The 17,526-nt window shown below is 49.3% G+C and carries 19 protein-coding genes and 1 pseudogene; 13 read left to right on the top strand and 7 right to left on the bottom strand.

What is annotated here, in order from left to right:
• Positions 1 to 6: 6 nt before the first annotated feature.
• Complete coding sequence (locus AC2D8L_RS11640; protein ID WP_484685649.1) at positions 7 to 1,227, bottom strand: penicillin-binding protein activator; 1,221 nt, start codon at positions 1,225 to 1,227, stop codon at positions 7 to 9.
• Between the two features lie 147 nt (positions 1,228 to 1,374).
• Between AC2D8L_RS11640 and rsmI the strand changes: the two genes are divergently transcribed.
• From rsmI to AC2D8L_RS11620, 4 genes are read left to right on the top strand one after another with little or no spacing between them, the layout of a single operon-like run.
• The gene (rsmI, locus tag AC2D8L_RS11635) at positions 1,375 to 2,259 is read left to right on the top strand and encodes a 16S rRNA (cytidine(1402)-2'-O)-methyltransferase (protein WP_484685648.1); all 885 of its coding nucleotides are present in this window, start codon (positions 1,375 to 1,377) and stop codon (positions 2,257 to 2,259) included.
• A complete protein-coding gene (locus tag AC2D8L_RS11630; RefSeq protein ID WP_484685647.1) occupies positions 2,249 to 2,617 on the top strand; it encodes a YraN family protein in 369 nt (122 codons plus the stop codon). Before rsmI ends, AC2D8L_RS11630 begins: the two co-directional genes overlap by 11 nt.
• A gap of 14 nt (positions 2,618 to 2,631) precedes the next feature.
• Complete coding sequence (gene gshB, locus AC2D8L_RS11625; protein ID WP_484685646.1) at positions 2,632 to 3,582, top strand: glutathione synthase; 951 nt, start codon at positions 2,632 to 2,634, stop codon at positions 3,580 to 3,582.
• 17 nt (positions 3,583 to 3,599) lie between these two features.
• Positions 3,600 to 4,241 carry a MarC family protein gene (locus tag AC2D8L_RS11620; protein ID WP_484685645.1) on the top strand — a complete coding sequence of 214 codons (642 nt, stop codon included), beginning with the start codon at positions 3,600 to 3,602 and terminating at the stop codon, positions 4,239 to 4,241.
• Positions 4,242 to 4,254: 13 nt separating this feature from the next.
• Here AC2D8L_RS11620 and AC2D8L_RS11615 read toward each other — a convergent pair whose 3' ends face one another.
• Positions 4,255 to 5,169, bottom strand: coding sequence for a LysR substrate-binding domain-containing protein (locus tag AC2D8L_RS11615; protein WP_484685644.1), 915 nt, complete (start codon positions 5,167 to 5,169; stop codon positions 4,255 to 4,257).
• Here AC2D8L_RS11615 and AC2D8L_RS11610 point away from each other — a divergent pair.
• Positions 5,168 to 5,491, top strand: coding sequence for a hypothetical protein (locus AC2D8L_RS11610; protein ID WP_484685643.1), 324 nt, complete (start codon positions 5,168 to 5,170; stop codon positions 5,489 to 5,491). The two genes, AC2D8L_RS11615 and AC2D8L_RS11610, sit on opposite strands and share 2 nt — an antisense overlap.
• Before the next feature lie 83 nt (positions 5,492 to 5,574).
• Positions 5,575 to 7,092, top strand: coding sequence for a YifB family Mg chelatase-like AAA ATPase (locus AC2D8L_RS11605; protein ID WP_484685642.1), 1,518 nt, complete (start codon positions 5,575 to 5,577; stop codon positions 7,090 to 7,092).
• Between the two features lie 21 nt (positions 7,093 to 7,113).
• Here AC2D8L_RS11605 and AC2D8L_RS11600 read toward each other — a convergent pair whose 3' ends face one another.
• Positions 7,114 to 7,659 (bottom strand): hypothetical protein, encoded by a 546-nt coding sequence (locus AC2D8L_RS11600; RefSeq protein ID WP_484685641.1) that lies wholly within the window; start codon positions 7,657 to 7,659, stop codon positions 7,114 to 7,116.
• Between the two features lie 101 nt (positions 7,660 to 7,760).
• Here AC2D8L_RS11600 and AC2D8L_RS11595 point away from each other — a divergent pair.
• From AC2D8L_RS11595 to AC2D8L_RS11580, 4 genes and pseudogenes are all read left to right on the top strand, one after another.
• Positions 7,761 to 8,263 (top strand): annotated as a pseudogene (locus tag AC2D8L_RS11595) (DinB family protein).
• 151 nt (positions 8,264 to 8,414) lie between these two features.
• Complete coding sequence (locus AC2D8L_RS11590) at positions 8,415 to 8,654, top strand: hypothetical protein (protein ID WP_484685640.1); 240 nt, start codon at positions 8,415 to 8,417, stop codon at positions 8,652 to 8,654.
• Between the two features lie 76 nt (positions 8,655 to 8,730).
• Positions 8,731 to 10,506: a sensor domain-containing diguanylate cyclase gene (locus AC2D8L_RS11585; RefSeq protein WP_484685639.1), complete on the top strand. Its 1,776-nt coding sequence runs from the start codon at positions 8,731 to 8,733 to the stop codon at positions 10,504 to 10,506.
• A 121-nt stretch (positions 10,507 to 10,627) separates the two neighbouring features.
• Positions 10,628 to 11,017 carry a hypothetical protein gene (locus AC2D8L_RS11580; RefSeq protein ID WP_484685638.1) on the top strand — a complete coding sequence of 130 codons (390 nt, stop codon included), beginning with the start codon at positions 10,628 to 10,630 and terminating at the stop codon, positions 11,015 to 11,017.
• An 82-nt stretch (positions 11,018 to 11,099) separates the two neighbouring features.
• Here the strand turns inward: AC2D8L_RS11580 and aceA are convergent, their stop codons facing one another.
• Complete coding sequence (aceA, locus tag AC2D8L_RS11575) at positions 11,100 to 12,386, bottom strand: isocitrate lyase (protein ID WP_484685637.1); 1,287 nt, start codon at positions 12,384 to 12,386, stop codon at positions 11,100 to 11,102.
• 111 nt (positions 12,387 to 12,497) lie between these two features.
• A complete protein-coding gene (locus AC2D8L_RS11570) occupies positions 12,498 to 12,743 on the bottom strand; it encodes a hypothetical protein (protein WP_484685636.1) in 246 nt (81 codons plus the stop codon).
• Positions 12,744 to 12,916: 173 nt separating this feature from the next.
• On the opposite strand from AC2D8L_RS11570, the gene AC2D8L_RS11565 reads away from it, so the two are divergent.
• Positions 12,917 to 14,338 carry a helix-turn-helix domain-containing protein gene (locus tag AC2D8L_RS11565; protein WP_484685635.1) on the top strand — a complete coding sequence of 474 codons (1,422 nt, stop codon included), beginning with the start codon at positions 12,917 to 12,919 and terminating at the stop codon, positions 14,336 to 14,338.
• Between the two features lie 85 nt (positions 14,339 to 14,423).
• On the opposite strand, the gene AC2D8L_RS11560 is transcribed toward AC2D8L_RS11565, so the two are convergent.
• A complete protein-coding gene (locus AC2D8L_RS11560) occupies positions 14,424 to 15,179 on the bottom strand; it encodes a haloalkane dehalogenase (RefSeq protein WP_484685634.1) in 756 nt (251 codons plus the stop codon).
• Entirely contained in the window at positions 15,164 to 15,376 is a 213-nt protein-coding gene (locus tag AC2D8L_RS11555) for a hypothetical protein (protein ID WP_484685633.1), read from the bottom strand. The genes AC2D8L_RS11560 and AC2D8L_RS11555 overlap by 16 nt, the downstream gene beginning before the upstream one ends.
• Before the next feature lie 108 nt (positions 15,377 to 15,484).
• Here AC2D8L_RS11555 and AC2D8L_RS11550 point away from each other — a divergent pair, with 108 nt between their 5' ends.
• Positions 15,485 to 16,387 carry a LysR family transcriptional regulator gene (locus AC2D8L_RS11550; RefSeq protein ID WP_484685632.1) on the top strand — a complete coding sequence of 301 codons (903 nt, stop codon included), beginning with the start codon at positions 15,485 to 15,487 and terminating at the stop codon, positions 16,385 to 16,387.
• Between the two features lie 123 nt (positions 16,388 to 16,510).
• A complete protein-coding gene (gene olsB / locus AC2D8L_RS11545; protein WP_484685631.1) occupies positions 16,511 to 17,473 on the top strand; it encodes a l-ornithine N(alpha)-acyltransferase in 963 nt (320 codons plus the stop codon).
• Positions 17,474 to 17,526 lie beyond the last annotated feature (53 nt).

Raw genomic sequence — 17,526 nt, 5'->3', positions numbered from 1 at the left:
TAGCCCCTAAGGCATTTTTGCTGCATCAACGATTCGACTGCCATCAATCACCACTTGCTTCATCACCAGCGCGTGCTGGTTCGTGCCGTTATCAAGGAAACGGAACGACCCGTCCTGTCCTGAGAACCCACGAGGCAACGTCAATTGCTGACGCCCGTAACGCGGGGTTGCATTTGCGAGTGAATTCGAATTGGCCAGTAACACTGATGTATAGGCAAACGTCGCCATTGGATGCGGTTCAGCGCCGTAAATGGTTTCATATTCTGGTTTTAAACGTTCATATCCTGCGCCATCAACCGCTGGGAAAAAAGCACCCGTTAAGAATGGCGTTTGGGAAACTTTGACGTCACCGTCCCAATCAGCAGAGCCAATAATTGTAATGTCGGTCTTTTCGATTTGTGCAGATTCGAACAAAACCGCGATTGATGGTGCTGTCGCCCGATCTGGCAAAAAGATCGCATCTACAGAGCCTGAAATCAGGAATGGCACCAATTGTTCAACGGCCGTGCGGGCTTCTTCTTCATTTGAGAATTGATAAATCCCCTGCACGCTTGCGCCCGTTTGCGAAGCAGCAACACGGAACGCGCCTTCTTGGATTTGGCCAAAATCGGTGCGCGGTACAATTGCCGCAAAGCTCTTGCGGCCAAAATTTTGTGCGTATTTGACCGAACGCAGTACCTCGGTTTCCGGCAAAATATTTAACAAATATATCCCGGCCGCTGACGCACCGGAATTGTTGGAATAGCCAATAAGTGGAATGCCTGCTGTACGGGCAATACTACCTGCTGCTCGCACGCCATCCGCACGCAACGGACCCAAAATCAGACTTGCGCCTTCACTAACCGCTTCTGCGGCCAATGCTTTTGCCTTTACGGCGCTGCCGCCAGTATCTTTGACGACCAAGTGAATGTTGGACGAAAATTGTGGGCTAGAATTGATTTTATCAATCGCCATTTTCGCGCCATTGCGGATGGAAATACCCACATTGCCCAATCCACCTTCGCCGCTCGATGGGGTCAGCAAAACAACGCGAACTGGGCCATTGCCCAATATCTCGCCATTTGCCGGCGGCAGGTTGCCTTGCAGTGCAGGCCGGTTTGTTGGTGTGCTTTGTGAAGAAGGACCAAAACTAAAGTCTGGTGTACAGGCCAACAACGCCAACATTGCAGCTGAGCCAGCCATCAATTTTGCGCTGGTCGCAATCGAATTCAAACTGTTTGCCAACATATTTAGTTCTACCCCAAATCGATCTTTCGCCGTACACGCTTTGGCACTAAATCAGCCATTTTCGCACAGATCATCCAATAGCTATACAAAACAGGCCGCAAAGCTTAAAGAGTCAAAAGAGAATTAATTCGACAATGAGCAGATTTCATGGCGGCGCAACAATTTTTAATATCGGGACAAGCGTTCACCGCGCCCCCACTGGAAGCCGCTCTTTATCTGGTTTCAACCCCAATAGGCAATCTTAAAGATATCTCGGTGCGGGCGCTGGAAACCTTGGCTGGGGCAGATTTAATCCTTTGCGAAGATACCCGCACCTCGTCAAAGCTCTTAAATGCCTATGGTATTCAAACACAAAAAGCCTCGCTACATGAACATAACGAAGCTGCCCAAGCCCAAAATATCGTCAATGAAGTCAAAAGCGGTAAATCGATTTGCCTGATTTCAGACGCAGGCACGCCGCTAATCTCTGACCCAGGGTTTCCGCTGGTTCGTTTGGCCGCCCAAGCCGAAATCTCAATTTTCTCCATTCCGGGCGCGTCCGCAGTGCTTGGCGCCTTGGCTGTAAGTGGCCTTCCAACAGATAGTTTTAGTTTTTTTGGGTTTTTGCCGGCAAAACAGCAAGCTCGATTGTCCCGGCTTAATGAACTTAAGTCCCATGAACAGACCATGGTGTTTTACGAATCGCCGAAACGTACCGGCGCAACACTTGCCGCGATAAGCGAAGCTTGTGGTGGTGAAAGGCAAGTGGTGGTGGCACGTGAACTGACGAAACGATTTGAAACACTATATCGCGGAACAGCCGAGGAACTTGCTGCAGAATTTGACGGCCAAGCCGTAAAAGGCGAGGTGGTGATTTTGGTGGCTGGGGCTCAGCGGCAGGCGCAAACGGACCCGGACGAATGGAAAAATGCGCTGGTTGCGCTGATGGAGGAGCTTCCATTGCGCGGTGCTGTTGACAAGATCGCTGCAGATTTCGATCTCAAACGTAAACAAGTTTACCAAGCCGCGCTCGAGTTGCGTGATGGCGAATAGTCAACGACGCCAAAAAGCCGAACAATTTGGCCGTCGCGGTGAGTTTTGGGCAAAACTCTATCTCCGCATGCAAGGATTTCGTATTCTTGGGCAAAGGTTTAAATCTCGAAATGGCGAGATAGATATCATCGTAAAGCGCTCTCAACTGCTTGTATTTATTGAAGTAAAGGCACGCGCCGATAAAGAGGTGCTTGCACAAGCATTTGAAAGTGTTCGCCAAGATCGTATCGTTAGTGCGGCGCACTATTGGCTTAGTCAAAACCCAGGTTTTGCCCACCATACAATAAGATTTGATGTGATCGGTCTTGCGCCCTATCGCTTGCCCGTGCATATCGTTGATGCGTTTCAGACCAACTGATTGGGAATATTTACATGGCAACTTCTAAAAAACTCAAAGTCGCGGTTCAAATGGACCCAATCGACAAGATTGACCCAACCGGCGATTCGAGCTTTGCCATGATGCTTGAGGCCCAAAATCGCGGCCATGAGATCTATTATTACGTGCCAGCGACCTTAGCGCTGGAAAATAATGTTGTGACCGCAGATGTTGCGCCACTTTCATTAAAAGATGACCTCAATGATTGGTTTGAGTTGGGAGAGTTCAAAGTAACAGATCTTTCTGAACTCGATGTGATCATGTTGCGCCAAGATCCGCCGTTTGACATGAATTACATCACCACAACCCACCTTTTGGAGCGATTGCACCCCAAAACCTTGGTGGTCAACGCACCCGACCCAGTGCGCAATGCGCCTGAAAAGATATTGGTCACTGAATTTCCTGAACTGATGCCACCAACATTGGTCACCCGTGATCGTTCGCGCATCGTGAATTTTCGCGAACAGCACGGTGATATCATTATTAAGCCCTTGTTTGGCAATGGCGGCGCGGGTGTGTTTTTGCTGCGCGAGAATGATCAAAACTTGGTTTCGCTGCTTGAAATGTTTGAGGATAGTTTCCCCGAACCCTTCATGGTTCAAAAATATCTGCCAGACGTCAGGAAGGGCGACAAACGCATCATCATAATCGATGGCGTGCCAGTTGCCGGTCTCAATCGTATTCCAGCAGAAGGCGAGGCGCGTTCCAATATGCACGTGGGCGGTCGGCCTGAATTGAGCGAATTGACCGAACGTGAAAACGAAATTTGCGCGCAAATCGCCCCAGCGCTTAAGGCAAGAGACTTTATATTTGTCGGGATTGACGTGATCGGCGATTACATCACCGAAATCAATGTGACATCACCTACAGGCATTCGCGAAATCAAACGGTTTGGCGGACCCGATATCGCAGTGCTTATCATGGATGCTATTGAAAAGCGTCGCTGATCAGATAAGCTCACTCTATGCCACTTGATACGTTCCTTATCGCGCTAACGACCTACTTTGCCACCATTGGTCCGGCAGACATCGTTGTGCTGTTTGCAGCGCTTACAGCGGGAGCATCAGCCAAAGAACGCCGTGCAATGGCTTTAAAAGGCACGGTGATTGGCGGAACGGTTCTACTGTTCTTTGCATTTTTCGGCGAAGCCATATTGCACATATTTGGCATTGGATTGCCGGCATTAAGGGCAGCAGGTGGCATTCTTTTATTGTTGATTTCGATCGATATGGTGTTCGCCCGCGATTCTAGCGCCACGTCGACAACCGATGAAGAAAACGCTGAAGCGGCATCTAGCAACGACATCTCGGTATTTCCGTTAGCAACCCCACTTATCGCTGGCCCCGGCGCAATTGGCGCAACGATTCTTTTGATCGCCGATGCCGCAGGGGAACCAACGCGCCAAGCCGCTGTCGTTGGCGGGTTGCTCATCATTTTGATGGGGACCTATGTGCTTTTATTGGGGGCAACTCAGCTTCAAAAAATATTGGGCGTCACAATTCTTCATGTGGTGTCCCGTGTTGTCGGGGTGTTATTGGCCGCGCTGTCGGTTCAGTTCATCTTTGATGGCATTCGTACTTCTGGACTAATTCCCGGTATTTCCTAGCGTTGCATGACGGTCAAACTCGCCGGTCAGGCATTGTTTTGTCGAGCATTGGAAATAGCCAGTTTTCAAATACCTTGATTTTTGACCAATTTTTGCGCCGCTCTGGGTAGCAAAGCCAAACCGCAAATTCTTCTTTTTCCACATGCTCAAAAGGCTGGATGAGGGTGCCGCTCGCCAACTCATCACGATAAAAGCTAGGGGTGAGGATGCCGACGCCGTGCCCCGATTGGGCAACGATGCCGTCCATAGCTTGGGTTCCATATCGCAGGCCCCTGGACGTATTAAGTTTGCTTGTGTCGACGCCTACACTCTCGAACCATTTGCGCCACCATTGATCCGAAGGGTCAATAAGCTGCATGTCCAGCAATTCGCTCGGGTGTTGTGGAACACCGCCTCTTTGTTCCGCTAAGCTTGGCGAAAGCATTGGCGAGTAGTCGATATGCATTATCTTTCGCGCCACAAGCCCGTCCCATTTGCCAAGCCCGGTGCGAATGGCGATATCAATTCCGGCGCTTTGAAAGTCGCTATATGACGTGTTGGAAATATCCAGTTTTACCGCCAATTCGTCACAATGAACCTGAAATCCCCCCAAATGCCTTGCAAGCCATGAGCTTGCAAAGGTTTGCGACGTCGTGATCGTCAACAATCCATCCGCATGTCCCTTGGCTTCGGCAAACGATCGCCTGATCAATTCAAATGCCTCAGTAATCGAAGGGGCTAACCGCAATCCGGCATCTGATAAATCCACCTGACGTGTACCGCGAATAAAGAGAGGTTCACCAAACCGATCTTCAAGCTGTTTTATCTGGTAGCTCACGGCAGCCTGAGTCATGTTTAACTCATTGGCAGCTTTGGTAAAACTCTTATGGCGCGATGCTGCTTCAAATGCGCGCAAAGCAGTCAACGGGGGAAGGGGCTGTAGGCTCATGCATAAAATCTCCTTATGTATGGTAGCTGAACTTTTGTTGGTGGACAAGCGTATTTCTTGTCATGTTGAGCTCAACGAACAAACCATATTGGAGATCAACATGACTTGTGTAGACAACATCAATGTTCCACGTGAATCTTATCGCCACCGTGTTGGCGGTTACTTCTTGCGCCTTGCAAAAGCAGTTTGGATCGTGCGCCGCTCGCAGGCACAGAAGCCAAAGCGGCCAATTGTCCCCAATGATCGGATGGTGGAGCTAAACCCACATTTGTTGCGTGATATCGGAATTTTGGATTCAAATGTTCCGCGCAAATACAAATAATATGTTCCTGAAATGTTCTTGTGTCCCGATTGATAGGCTGCTAGCCTTAGGGGATATACTTAAAGACATTTCAGGACCGTTTAATGGTTACCCGTGTTCAAACCGTTGCTTTTCAAGGCATCGAAGCCCTCCCGGTAGACGTGCAAGTGCAAGTCGCCAACGGCATGCCCGCTTTTAACATTGTCGGGCTGCCGGATAAGGCCGTTGGTGAAAGTAAAGAGCGTGTGCGCTCAGTGTTGACCTCATCAGGACTTGCCCTGCCTCCAAAACGTATCACCATAAATCTAGCCCCGGCCGATTTGCCTAAAGAAGGCTCGCATTATGACCTGCCCATTGCTCTTGGTCTCATGGCAGCTATTGGTGCAATTCCGGGTGATAGTTTGGACGAGTTTGTCGTGCTGGGTGAATTGGCGCTGGATGGCCGTATTTCGTCGGTTGCGGGTACTCTACCCGCTGCAATTTCCGCAGAATCGCGTGAATTGGGACTAATTTGCCCCTATGATTGTGGCCCCGAAGCCGCCTGGGCAGGGGAAGAGCTTACCATCATTGCCCCGGTCAACCTTTTGGCGCTCGTCAATCACCTGACCGGCAATCAACTGTGCGCGCGGCCAATCGCCAGGCGACGAGACCGCAATCTTTTGTTGCCTGATCTGAGTGAAATAAAGGGGCAAGAGGGGGCAAAACGGGCGTTGGAAGTCGCCGCAGCTGGCGGTCATAATTTTCTGATGATGGGCCCACCCGGCGCGGGTAAATCCATGCTCGCAGCACGATTACCTTCTATTCTGCCGCCACTTAACCCGCGAGAATTGCTTGATGTTTCAATGGTGCAGTCAATTGCTGGCGAATTAGCAGGCGGACAATTGTCCGATAGCCGACCATTTCGGGCCCCTCATCATTCTGCGTCGATGGCGGCCTTGATCGGTGGCGGCCTTAAAGTGAGGCCCGGCGAAGTGTCATTGGCCCATAATGGCGTGTTGTTCTTGGATGAATTGCCCGAATTTGCGCCGCAAGTTATCGACGGGCTGCGGCAACCGTTGGAAAGTGGCGAAACGGTCATCGCGCGTGCGAACCACCGTGTAGTCTATCCATCAAGGGTTCAGCTGGTCGCGGCGATGAATCCCTGCAAGTGTGGGATGGCAGGGACGCCGGGGCACACATGTAAACGAGGGGCCCGTTGCGCTGATGACTATCAGGGGCGCATTTCGGGCCCGTTTTTGGACCGCATCGATATTCGAATTGATGTGCCAGCCGTTACGGCGCTGGATATGATTGAACAAGGGGATGCAGAGCCAAGCGAAAAAGTCGCGATACGCGTTATGCGCGCGCGAGAAATACAAATGGATAGATATCTGCGGCTGGGCGCGAAGGGCGTTTACAATAATGCCGCGACCAACGCGAAATTGATCGAACAAGTGGCGCAGCCAGATGCTGACGGCAAAAAACTGCTGCTAAAAGCCGCTGAAAAATTTGCCCTTTCCGCCCGCGCCTACCATCGGGTGCTCAAAGTGGCGCGCACGCTGGCGGATCTGTCAAATAGCAAACATATTCGAAAGCCTCATATCGCCGAAGCGTTGGGCTATCGAATTGGATTTGGCGTGTGAGCGTTACTTAACGCAGCTCACCTATTTGGGTGGAACTTTGAGGTATTTGAAATTTGATGATTTCAATTTTGCTTTTCGGGCCAGTTTTTTGAGGGTTGTTTTGCTCTTTCGCAATTTGAATGGCAGTTTAGCCTTCAAGTTGAACGGACCGCCTTTCACGCGTTCAACATTGCTGAGCAGTGAATTCACAGCATATTGGCATTGCCAAGTGCCACCGGATTTCATGGTTAGCGGGTTATAGCTGTTTGTTGGGTATTTATAGCAAACTTGAGCATGACCGTCCCGTGAGCGAATTTTCCAACGTCCCGGCACAATTGCTCTGTTTTTGGGGTACCAAAGGTACGAAAGGCCATTTGAAGCCATATATTCAATCTGTGTGCCATGACCTCTTGCATAATAATGCAGGGTTTTGCCCGAATAATAAGCGCGCGTTTTCTTAACGTTTTTTGTGAAGGATTCTATAAATTGTAAGCTCTCAACACTCACATCTTTGGGTAGAGCTTGGCCAAGGGTGCCCAACAGGCTGAAAAGACAAACAATTAGGACAGCTCCAACTCGAAATGACATAAATACTCCAAAAATATTTTTGAAAATTGGTAGTGCGTTTTTATGCATTTAACAAGGAAAATCAGTTGCTTAAAATATATTGCCAACTTGCACACAACAACATGTTTGCCAATCATCGTTTATTGTCCGCCGCTGAACAATTGCAGCCGGGTGAGTTCGAAGCACAAAGAACGGGCTTTTTCCCGTCGATCAGAAAAACTCTAAATCACAACATCACTGTCGATTGGTACTATGTGGATGCCATTGAAGGCGGCACACTCGGGGCCAAAGCTTGGGAAAACGCGGAGCCATTCGATGATGCAACGTCACTCAAGCATGCGCAACATGAAGTGGATCAGCGGCTCATCCAAATTTGCGCACAACTTGGCGAAGATACTTTATCAAAACCGGTCACTTTGCTGCAGTATGAAGAGCCTTTGGCAATATTTTACCCCATCTTTTCCAGCATCAAGTTCATCACCGCGGCCAAGCCCACGCTATGTTTGCGAGCACATCCGTCGCGCCGCCGCAACTGGATGAGTTTATGTTTCGGGTTGACCACGATGATCGTGCGGGGGATTTAGAAAATCTTGGTATCGCAGAACATGATTTGCCAAAATATTAGCCCAAATGGATGTCCAGGGCACCGCTAACGGCCAAAACGGGCTAAAAAACTGCACAAAACAGACATTTTTTGCTTCGCTGTGGCTCAAGCAAAAATAAGCGTGCTGGTGAAAAGGTTCGCCATCTCAATTTGCAAGGCATGTCGCGATGTTATGTCGATGAATTGGCGGGTTGGAACTGAAGATCGATTTATGAAAGTGGTTGATATTGCGTTGCAAATTGGCCGTCGATGGAAGCGTTTATCCGCAATGGTGCCGCTAAAACTGACGGACAAAACGGGGCGCTTAGCACCGGTCTTCACAATCGTCAGCCGCTTTGCCCGATGTCCCGCGAACGTGGCCGTTGGCAATTTATGCCTGACGAAACGGCGGATAAATTCATCTGAACGGTAAAAAAATACAAATAATAAACCAAATTCTGCCAAATTTGCATTCAGATCGTAACGATGAATGCAAAGTTGGGCCTGTTATGGAGCGGTATTGGAAGAGTAAAACCATCTTGCTAACGCTTTTTTGCGTCTATTTTGCAGGTGTTTTTGCCAGCCTTTATTGGGGTCCAGAATATTTTGCGCGCCAGTTTGTCGCTGTTGAAACACAAAATGCCGCCAAGCTTTGGCAGGTTCGCGTACTCAGACTATTGGGAAACAGCGACGAAGTTTTTGAAAAAGGCCGATTGGCCCTAAAAGACGACGCTGCGCTGCGAAATTTTGTTTTGTCTTCTGATGCTTTTCGGCTTCGCCTTTATGACGAAGACGGAATGAGTTTTTGGACGTCAGATTCTGCGCGTGATGTAAACATCGCGGCCACACTGTTTTTCAGAGAGACGATTACACAAGGACGGAGCAGTCAGTCGTTCGTTGTTGTGAAGGCCGATACAATTGAAGGATTTGAACAAGATCACTTTGGGCAGAAATATATCCAGAACCAAGATCGACTTGTTTCAGAAATTTACATCCCTGTAATTCACAAGGGCGAAGTTCATGGGGTTGTAGAGACCTTTAGAGACATAACCGATCAAGTTGAAATAAACAAAATACGCTTTTTGGTCGCCGGATTGATTATCTTTGCGGCGCTTACCTTTACGATCCTCTTTGCTTATTTCTCTGGAATTGCTTTTCGTCGGCGTGTTAACGCATTGGGCAAAGAGCAGCGGAAAAGAACAGCAGAAATTCTAGAACGCGATTTGCAGCGAAACCGTGAAGTTCGTTTGCTGTCCCAGCTAAGCGAATGGATGCAAGCTAGTAAATCAATGGATGAATTGTTCTCCATTGCGACAACTATTTTGGAGCGGCTATTGCCGCAAAGTTCTGGCAGCATCTATATTTATTCCAATTCGCGAGACATTTTGGAAGGCGCTTGCAGCTGGAATGGCTCTCATTTTGAACGCGAAATCTTGGCGGATGATTGCTGGGGCCTAAGGCGCGGGCGAACATACACTTACGGTCATGATGAATTGAACTTCACCTGTTCCCATGACCATTTTAGCGACGAGAACATCTATTATTGTATTCCAATTATTGCCCATGGCGACACGATTGGTTTGATGCATATTGATCTGGGAGCGCGCAATAGCGAAGAAAACAAAACTGAAGAAGCGGCAAAACTCGCACAAACCTGTGCAGAGCAACTGAGTTTGGCGATTGCCAATGTTCGCCTTCGCGACGAGTTACGCCAGCAATCGATTAGAGACCCCTTATCTGGTCTATTCAACAGACGACACTTTTTCGAGGTTTGTCGCAACCAAGTTGCAGTGGCGGACAGAAAAAATCAAACATTTGCCATCGCATCTTTTGATATTGATCATTTCAAACTGTTCAACGACAATCACGGCCATGACGCAGGCGACGTTGTAATTCGATCTTTATCGGAGCTAATGGCAGAAGAATTTGATGGCAACGATTTTGCATTCCGCATTGGTGGAGAAGAATTCACAATTTTGTTGGATGGCGTTGGTCGCGAAGAGGCGTTTGTGCGGATCGAGACATTCAGAAGAGCTGTTGAAGAATTAAGTGTGCGCTATGACGGGAACAAGCTCCCAAGACTAACTGTTTCCGCAGGGATTGCAATTTACCCGCTGGATGGCAGCACTCCACAATCATTGATGAAGTCGGCTGATCAAGCACTTTATGGATCAAAAGCCGCCGGCAGAAACAAAGTTACGCTGGCCTATCAATATCGAGACGATCAATTGTTCGAAAATGAAGAGATGCAGTCTATTGTGGCATCCACCGCCGCCAGCAAGTAGCGTGCATATAGAAATGCTATGGTCGGTCTTCTTCAAGTCCCCCACAAATTTCAAGGCAGCGATCACCGCCAAAGAGCTTTTGTGAAAAAGTTGGACGTGGTGAGTTAAGTGAGTGATGTTGATGGATGATTATTTTGTGTTGGATATGAGGCGGTCACTTCGCCTAGGCCCGCAAGGTGGCTCTGTTCTCAGTCAGCAAGTTGAACTGGCAAATCACACGCTTCATGGGTTGATCCAATTGTTACATATTCGCGTGATGAACGCGCAGCTGGCACATGCTAGATCACGCGCTTGGTGGGGCAAAACCTATAACTATTTTGCGGGGACTAGTCCCCATCATGTTGGGATTAGCCGACATCATCTCACCCAGATTTTCGTGGCGTTGAAGTTACCAGAGCAACTTTCTCAGGTGCCAGGGTCTGTTCAATGTGGAATTAGATTGGGTAAGGCACAGGAGCTATTGGCGTCGCTTCACGCCGAATTGGATCGGCGAGCAAGCCATAATGATTAGAAACCGACGGGGAAACCCCGCCGGCCTTGGCCTCTCAATAGGTTGGCGCATATGTGGGGACACGCACAACCTACATGAGAAATTAGAATTGCGCTGTTTCAGTTGATTCAGCCATGGCAGTGGTCGAGCTTGCGCCTTGGCTAACGGCCATCGACACCGCATCAAAATAACTTGTGCCCACTTCGCGTTGGTGACGGGTAGCTGAAAAGCCACGGCTTTCTGCGCCGAACTCAGCTTGTTGCAATTCAGAATATGCAGCCATGCCACGGTCTTTATAACGGCTTGCTAAGTCAAAGGTTGTGTAGCTCAGGTTGTGGAAACCAGCCAAGGTGATGAATTGATATTTATAACCCATCGCGCCCAATTCCGATTGGAACTTAGCCATCTGGCTTTCATCCATATGCTTTGCCCAGTTAAACGATGGTGAGCAATTATAAGCCAGCATTTGATCTGGGAATTCGCGTTTCACCGATTCAGCGAACCGTCGCGCATCAACTAAGTTTGGCGTTGATGTTTCACACCAAATTAGATCTGCGTATGGTGCGTAGGCCAAACCGCGGGCAATAGCTGCATCAAAACCACCTTTTAGGCGATAAAAGCCTTCTTCTGTGCGTTCACCAGTTACGAATGGCGCGTCATACTCATCAACATCTGAAGTGATCAAACGAGCGGCCTCAGCGTCGGTACGAGCCATGATCAAAGTCGGAACGCCCATAACGTCTGCAGCGAGACGCGCTGCGTTCAACGTACGTACGAACGTCTTGGTCGGCACCAAAACTTTGCCCCCCAAATGTCCGCACTTTTTCTCAGAAGCAAGCTGATCTTCAAAATGCACCGCGGCGGCGCCAGCTTCAATCATGCCTTTCATCAATTCAAACGCATTAAGTTGGCCGCCAAATCCGGCTTCCGCATCCGCAATGATGGGCGCGAAGAAATCCAAATCTGTTGTTTGTTCGCCAGAAAGTTTTTCCATGGTTTGGATTTGGTCTGCACGTTGCAGCGCCTTGTTGATGCGCTTTACAACCGCCGGAACGCTGTCTGCTGGGTAAAGGCTTTGATCCGGGTACATGTTTCCAGAATTGTTGGCATCTGCCGCGACTTGCCAACCAGAAAGATAAATTGCTTTCAGACCAGCTTTGATCTGTTGCACAGCTTGATTGCCGGTGAAGGTGCCGAGCGTTGGCACATAATCTTCGCTATGCAACAACGCCCAAAGCTTCTTCGCGCCATTTTCGGCCAGCGAGTGTTTGATGGGTAAGGAGCCGGCCAGTCTAGCCACGTCCTCAGGCGAATATGTGCGAGCGATATTGTCCCAACGGTCTGGTGCCCATTCCGGTGCTGCAAATTGTTTTTTGTTTCGATCAAGCATGATTTTGGTCCTGTATTTGCCAATTAGGCTCAAAGCTCCGCCGACCCTTGGATCAGCAACAATACTGATCCAAGGAGCGTTGGAGAGATAGATGAATGGAATTTGGTTTGTTTACTGGGCTGTGCTGCGCCTAAACGTTGCGGCGATCATCGGATTGCCGTCGAACATTTCAGTGACACTTTCTCCACCCTCAGCAAGCGAGAATTGATGTTTGTCGACTGGTCCCACAATCGCAAAGCCCAACTTATCAAGTCCTTTGGCTTTGAACTGGCGCATCGCATCTGCGACGGTGCGCGCAATGATCGTGATGTATTCATCTTGCGTTGCATGTGGCCGGTTGTCGATTGTAGTTGTCATTTTTTCCTCCATACCCGGAACCATTCCGAGAAGTGATGATGTAAAGATTTGACATATGCCGTACAAATGCAAGATAATTCATAAAATCAACGTGTTAAGCTGTAAAGTTTAGTAAAGCGCGTTATCAAATTTTGTAAACTCTTGTAAAGTTTACATGGGTTTTGGAGGCAAAAGTGGAAAAGTCAGGACCGCAAATTGGTGGCAAAATCAGGCGTTTGCGGCGGCAAAAGCACATTTCTCAAGCTGACTTAGCCACCGCGTTGAGTATCTCGGCGAGCTACTTGAATTTGCTCGAACATAATCGGCGCAACATCACCGTTCCATTATTGTTTAAGCTCGCTGGTCATTTTGGCATTGAGCCGGGCGAACTCGTTGAAAGTGACGAAGGTCAGCTCGTCGGCGATTTAATGGAATTGTTTGGTGATGATATTTTTGCCGATACTGATCTGACAAATCACGAAATTCGGGATCTGGCATTTGCCAACCCAACGGCTGGGCGGGCGATTTTACGCCTGTTCGACAAATACCAAGAAGTTCAATCAAATGGCGGCGGCACAGGTATATCGGATGGCGAGGAACCAGCGCCGGTGACTGGCTATCACATGGCGACCGAGGCAATTTCGGATTTCATCCAAGAAAATGCGAATCATTTCCCAGCTCTTGAAATGTCAGCGGAGCGCGTGCGGCATGACATTGATCACGCCTCCGATAGCTTTGAGTTGGGCCTTAAAACATATTTGGCCAACGTGTTCGGCCTTGAATGTAAGGTGACTTCATTGCCTTCGGGCATTGCCCAACAGCTGGATGAGGCAACCAACAAGCTGCATATTTCCGACATATTGAGCCCAGAATCCGCCCTATTTTCGATGGCACATCGTGCAGCGCTGCTGACGGCGACCCATGAAATCGAAAATATTGTTGAGCAATCGAATTTGCCCGAAGGCGATGCGCCTATATTGGCGCGCAATGTTCTCGCCTCCTATTTTGCTGCCGCGTTGGTGATGCCCTACACCCGGTTTCTGACCGCCTGTCGTGAATACCGCTACGATGTGGAGCGCCTGTCTCGGCGGTTTGGCGCAAGTTTTGAACAAGTTTGCCACCGGATGACGACGTTGCAACGCGTTGGTGAGCAGGGCATTCCGCTGCATTTGGTGCGCACTGACATTGCTGGCAACATATCCAAGCGCTTTTCGATGTCGGGCATTCACATTCCACGCCATTCAGGTGCGTGCCCGCGCTGGAATATCTATTCGGCTTTCCTACAACCAGAAAAAATCAATATTCAAATTTCTCAAATGCCGGACAGCGAAACCTATTTTTGCATCGCAAAATCAATTGCCAAGGGCGGATATCGGCATAATGCCCCCCGGCGTCACCTTTCCATCGGCTTGGGGTGCCATATTTCACATGCCAAAGAGATGATTTATTCCGAGGGCGTTGACCTTAAAAACTTGAGCCAGGTGGTGCCAATTGGCGTGGGCTGCCGCATATGTCCAAGACTTGAATGCGGCCAACGCGCTCACCCCCCGGCTGATCATAGGTTCCAGATCGACAGCGCCACAAAACCTGAAAATCTATATGCCAAAATGCGGTGAAGAGGGCGACAGCAACATAATACAACGTCAAAGCGCACCGCTTTTTGGGCGATGCGCTTGATTTAAACTGAATGCTAGCTGGCACTTAGTGGCGAGAAAGCCAATCAACCAGCGCTTTGCCAATTTCGTCAGGATAGTCTTCCTGCACAAAATGTCCGCCTTGTCCAAGAAACACAGTTTCCAAGTTTTTCAGCGAGTTCTTCAAATTCTCAGCTTGCGCCATTGAGATAATCGCGCCCGGATCAACGTGGAACATCAGTTTGGGCACATCACTTTCAACAAGCCATTCATTGTTTGCCGTTGCGACGGCAAAAACATCTGCTGGTTCATCGGCAATAGGAATTTCACGCGGCCAATCCAGTAAGATTTTGCGGCTCTCAGCAGTTGGATAGTAACGGTTATATTCCGCCATCACTTCGTCTGATAAGGAGCCATTGGGGCTGCCGTGGCGCATAAATTGGCCCAACAACATGTTTTGGTTCATCACCATTTCTTCGCCTGCGCCGACCGTGTTGATGCTGCGCACGAAATCGGCAAAATCGCCCATGGCCTCGTAGCTTTCATAAGGAATAAAAGGCGGTGTCATCGCTTCCATGAAGGCAATGCCTGAAATTTCTTCGGGCTGGGTGCGGGCATAATGCCAGCCAATTCCAGATCCCCAGTCGTGGATCACCAAAACCGCATCTTTTAGCTCAAGTGATTCGAGAAACGCGAACATATATTCAGCGCTGTCCGCATATGTGTTTTCAAGCAAGGGTTTGCTGCTGTCGCCCATCCCTACCAAATCGGGCGCAATTGCGCGGTAATTGCCTGACACATGGGGGATTATGTTGCGCCACAAATAGGATGAGGCTGGGTTGCCATGAAGGAAGCGACAGGTCGGCCCCCACCTTGGTCGATATAGGCGATTTGTTGGCCTTGGACATCCATGTATTTTTTGTCCAATGCGTTAGGCGCCTGAGCAAAGCTAGGCCCTGCTGCCATTGTAGTTGCGGCAACCAGGACTGCTGCCAAGCCAAAGAAAGTTCTGCGTTTCATTTTTGTCTCCAATATTGTGTTGAAGATCAATCTATGTTTCATTTTTACGATGGCATACCGCAAGAAATTGAACATCACGTTTCATAGGTGAAACACAAAGGGTGACCCATGAGCACATTTGATTGGGAAATGATGCCGTCGTTTTTGGCGGTTGCGCGAAAAGGTAGCCTGCGGGCAGGCGCTGAACTGCTCAACGCCAACCATGTGACCGTGCGGCGCAATATTGAAACACTTGAAACCAGCTATGGCGTTCAACTGTTCGCCCGCTCACGGCGGGGCTTTGAACTTACCGAAGCCGGTGAAGCTTTGCTGCCACTGGCCGAAGAAGCCGAACAGGCCATGTTTGGTGCTCGGCGTCGTCTGCAAGGCTTAGACAAAACTGAAACCGGATCAATCCGATTTTCCGTGCCGCCAATGTTTGCGTTTGATATTGTGGCACCGATCCTAGCGCGTTTTTTCAAGGCCTATCCGGGGATCGATGTCGAAGTGGGTGTCACCAACGCCATTGAGGACATTAATAGGGCTGAGACGGACATTTCACTGCGGGTCGCATTTGAAGTTGGCGACGATGTTGTGGCGCGAAAAATGTACCCGATGGCCATCGGCACCTTCGCCAGCCATTCCTACATTAAAAACACTGTCGCAAATGCTGGCCCAGGCGGCGTGGGTTTAGAATGGATTGGCTGGACGGGACCAGAAACCAACCCCGCTTGGTTACAGCAATCACCATTCCCTCAATCGCAAGTGCGTCACGGCTCTTACGAAGGTTACATGCATCTCAGCTTGCTGCGTCAGGGATGTGGCATGTCCAAACTCCCGATCATATATGAAGATCTATACCCTGATTTGCAAAAGGTCCCGGGCACCGAATATGAACTAAGCCGCACAATATGGATTTTGCTCCATACCGATTTGCGCCGCACGGTTCGCGTACAACGATTTGTGGATTTTCTTGCCCAAGGTTTCCGGGAGTTGCGGCGAAAAATGCAGGGGCCATTTTATAAGACTTAGCGTTGGGTCAATGGGGCGCAATATCGACCAATTGCATCCTTTCGAATGCTTGAATATAATGATTGTCAAAACGATCTCCAAAAATGTGGCCAAGAATGCGGCGGAGAAAGCGTAAAAATATCTATGTTTAATCTGAAGCCGCAAGAATTTGTGCCGGTTCATCGACGTCCAAGACGATGGTTTGAACAAATTTTGCCCACCAGCGCACAGCAAATTATCGGCTCTAGCCCCGCAGCGATTGGTCGTTCGAAATCTGCGATTAAAGAACAAAGAGACCCGGCGTCGCTGGCACGTATCGGGTCGTTGGAAGTGCGGATTGCCCAGACGGCAAGCGAGGTGCGGCGCGCTCAGCGTCTGCGTTTTGAAGTGTTCTACGAAGAAATGTCAGCCACCGCTGACCTGCGTACAATGCGCACAAAACGCGATGCGGACGAGTTTGATCCGATTTGCGACCACATCATTGTGGTTGACCATGATGATACCGAAGGCATTCCTGCGCGTCCAAAAATCGTCGGCACCTATCGCGCTCTGAGGGCCGAAGTGGCTTATGCTAATAACGGGTTTTATTCGGCAGCTGAGTTTGATCTGAAATCGATGCTTGCCAACAATTGGCAAAATAGCTTTTGCGAGGTTGGCCGGTCTTGTGTGTTGCCGCCCTATCGGGATCGGCGCACAATGGAAGCCCTTTGGACAGGTCTTTGGGCCTATTCAGTGCTCTATGACATTGATGTCTTTTTCGGCGTTGCCAGTTTTGAAGGCATTGATGTTCAAGAGCATATCGAACCGCTGAGTTTTCTTCATCACACAGCTAGAACCCCCGAAAAATGGTCTGTGTCGGCCCTGCCGGATGTGGGCGAGCAGGTCAAATATTTGGACGAGCATGCATATGACAAAAAGCAAATGCTCAAAATATTGCCACCTTTGATTAAAGGTTATTTGCGTGTCGGTGCTCATGTCGGCGATGGCGTGTTCGTTGACCATCAGTTTGGCACGACGGACGTGATGATTGTGGCGCTAATTGATCAAATTCCAGAGCGTTACAAACAGCATTTTCGCGGCGCGACCAATTTGGATCGCAAAAACTAGGTAAAACCATCAGGTTTAATGTTGGCACACTAGACGGGTTAGCCTAGTCTTGC

The organism is Maritalea sp. YIW29, from assembly GCF_057219265.1.
The sequence above is the reverse complement of the archived record's forward strand: the minus strand, read 5'-3'. Positions and strand labels throughout refer to the sequence as shown.

Coding starts and splice junctions, on each gene's coding strand:
- AC2D8L_RS11640 (WP_484685649.1), bottom strand. CDS start 1,227: ATGTTGGCAAACAGTTTGAATTCGATTGCGACCAGCGCAAAATTGATG.
- rsmI (WP_484685648.1), top strand. CDS start 1,375: ATGGCGGCGCAACAATTTTTAATATCGGGACAAGCGTTCACCGCGCCC.
- AC2D8L_RS11630 (WP_484685647.1), top strand. CDS start 2,249: ATGGCGAATAGTCAACGACGCCAAAAAGCCGAACAATTTGGCCGTCGC.
- gshB (WP_484685646.1), top strand. CDS start 2,632: ATGGCAACTTCTAAAAAACTCAAAGTCGCGGTTCAAATGGACCCAATC.
- AC2D8L_RS11620 (WP_484685645.1), top strand. CDS start 3,600: ATGCCACTTGATACGTTCCTTATCGCGCTAACGACCTACTTTGCCACC.
- AC2D8L_RS11610 (WP_484685643.1), top strand. CDS start 5,168: ATGCATAAAATCTCCTTATGTATGGTAGCTGAACTTTTGTTGGTGGAC.
- AC2D8L_RS11615 (WP_484685644.1), bottom strand. CDS start 5,169: ATGAGCCTACAGCCCCTTCCCCCGTTGACTGCTTTGCGCGCATTTGAA.
- AC2D8L_RS11605 (WP_484685642.1), top strand. CDS start 5,575: ATGGTTACCCGTGTTCAAACCGTTGCTTTTCAAGGCATCGAAGCCCTC.
- AC2D8L_RS11600 (WP_484685641.1), bottom strand. CDS start 7,659: ATGTCATTTCGAGTTGGAGCTGTCCTAATTGTTTGTCTTTTCAGCCTG.
- AC2D8L_RS11590 (WP_484685640.1), top strand. CDS start 8,415: ATGTCGATGAATTGGCGGGTTGGAACTGAAGATCGATTTATGAAAGTG.
- AC2D8L_RS11585 (WP_484685639.1), top strand. CDS start 8,731: ATGGAGCGGTATTGGAAGAGTAAAACCATCTTGCTAACGCTTTTTTGC.
- AC2D8L_RS11580 (WP_484685638.1), top strand. CDS start 10,628: ATGGATGATTATTTTGTGTTGGATATGAGGCGGTCACTTCGCCTAGGC.
- aceA (WP_484685637.1), bottom strand. CDS start 12,386: ATGCTTGATCGAAACAAAAAACAATTTGCAGCACCGGAATGGGCACCA.
- AC2D8L_RS11570 (WP_484685636.1), bottom strand. CDS start 12,743: ATGACAACTACAATCGACAACCGGCCACATGCAACGCAAGATGAATAC.
- AC2D8L_RS11555 (WP_484685633.1), bottom strand. CDS start 15,376: ATGAAACGCAGAACTTTCTTTGGCTTGGCAGCAGTCCTGGTTGCCGCA.
- AC2D8L_RS11550 (WP_484685632.1), top strand. CDS start 15,485: ATGAGCACATTTGATTGGGAAATGATGCCGTCGTTTTTGGCGGTTGCG.
- olsB (WP_484685631.1), top strand. CDS start 16,511: ATGTTTAATCTGAAGCCGCAAGAATTTGTGCCGGTTCATCGACGTCCA.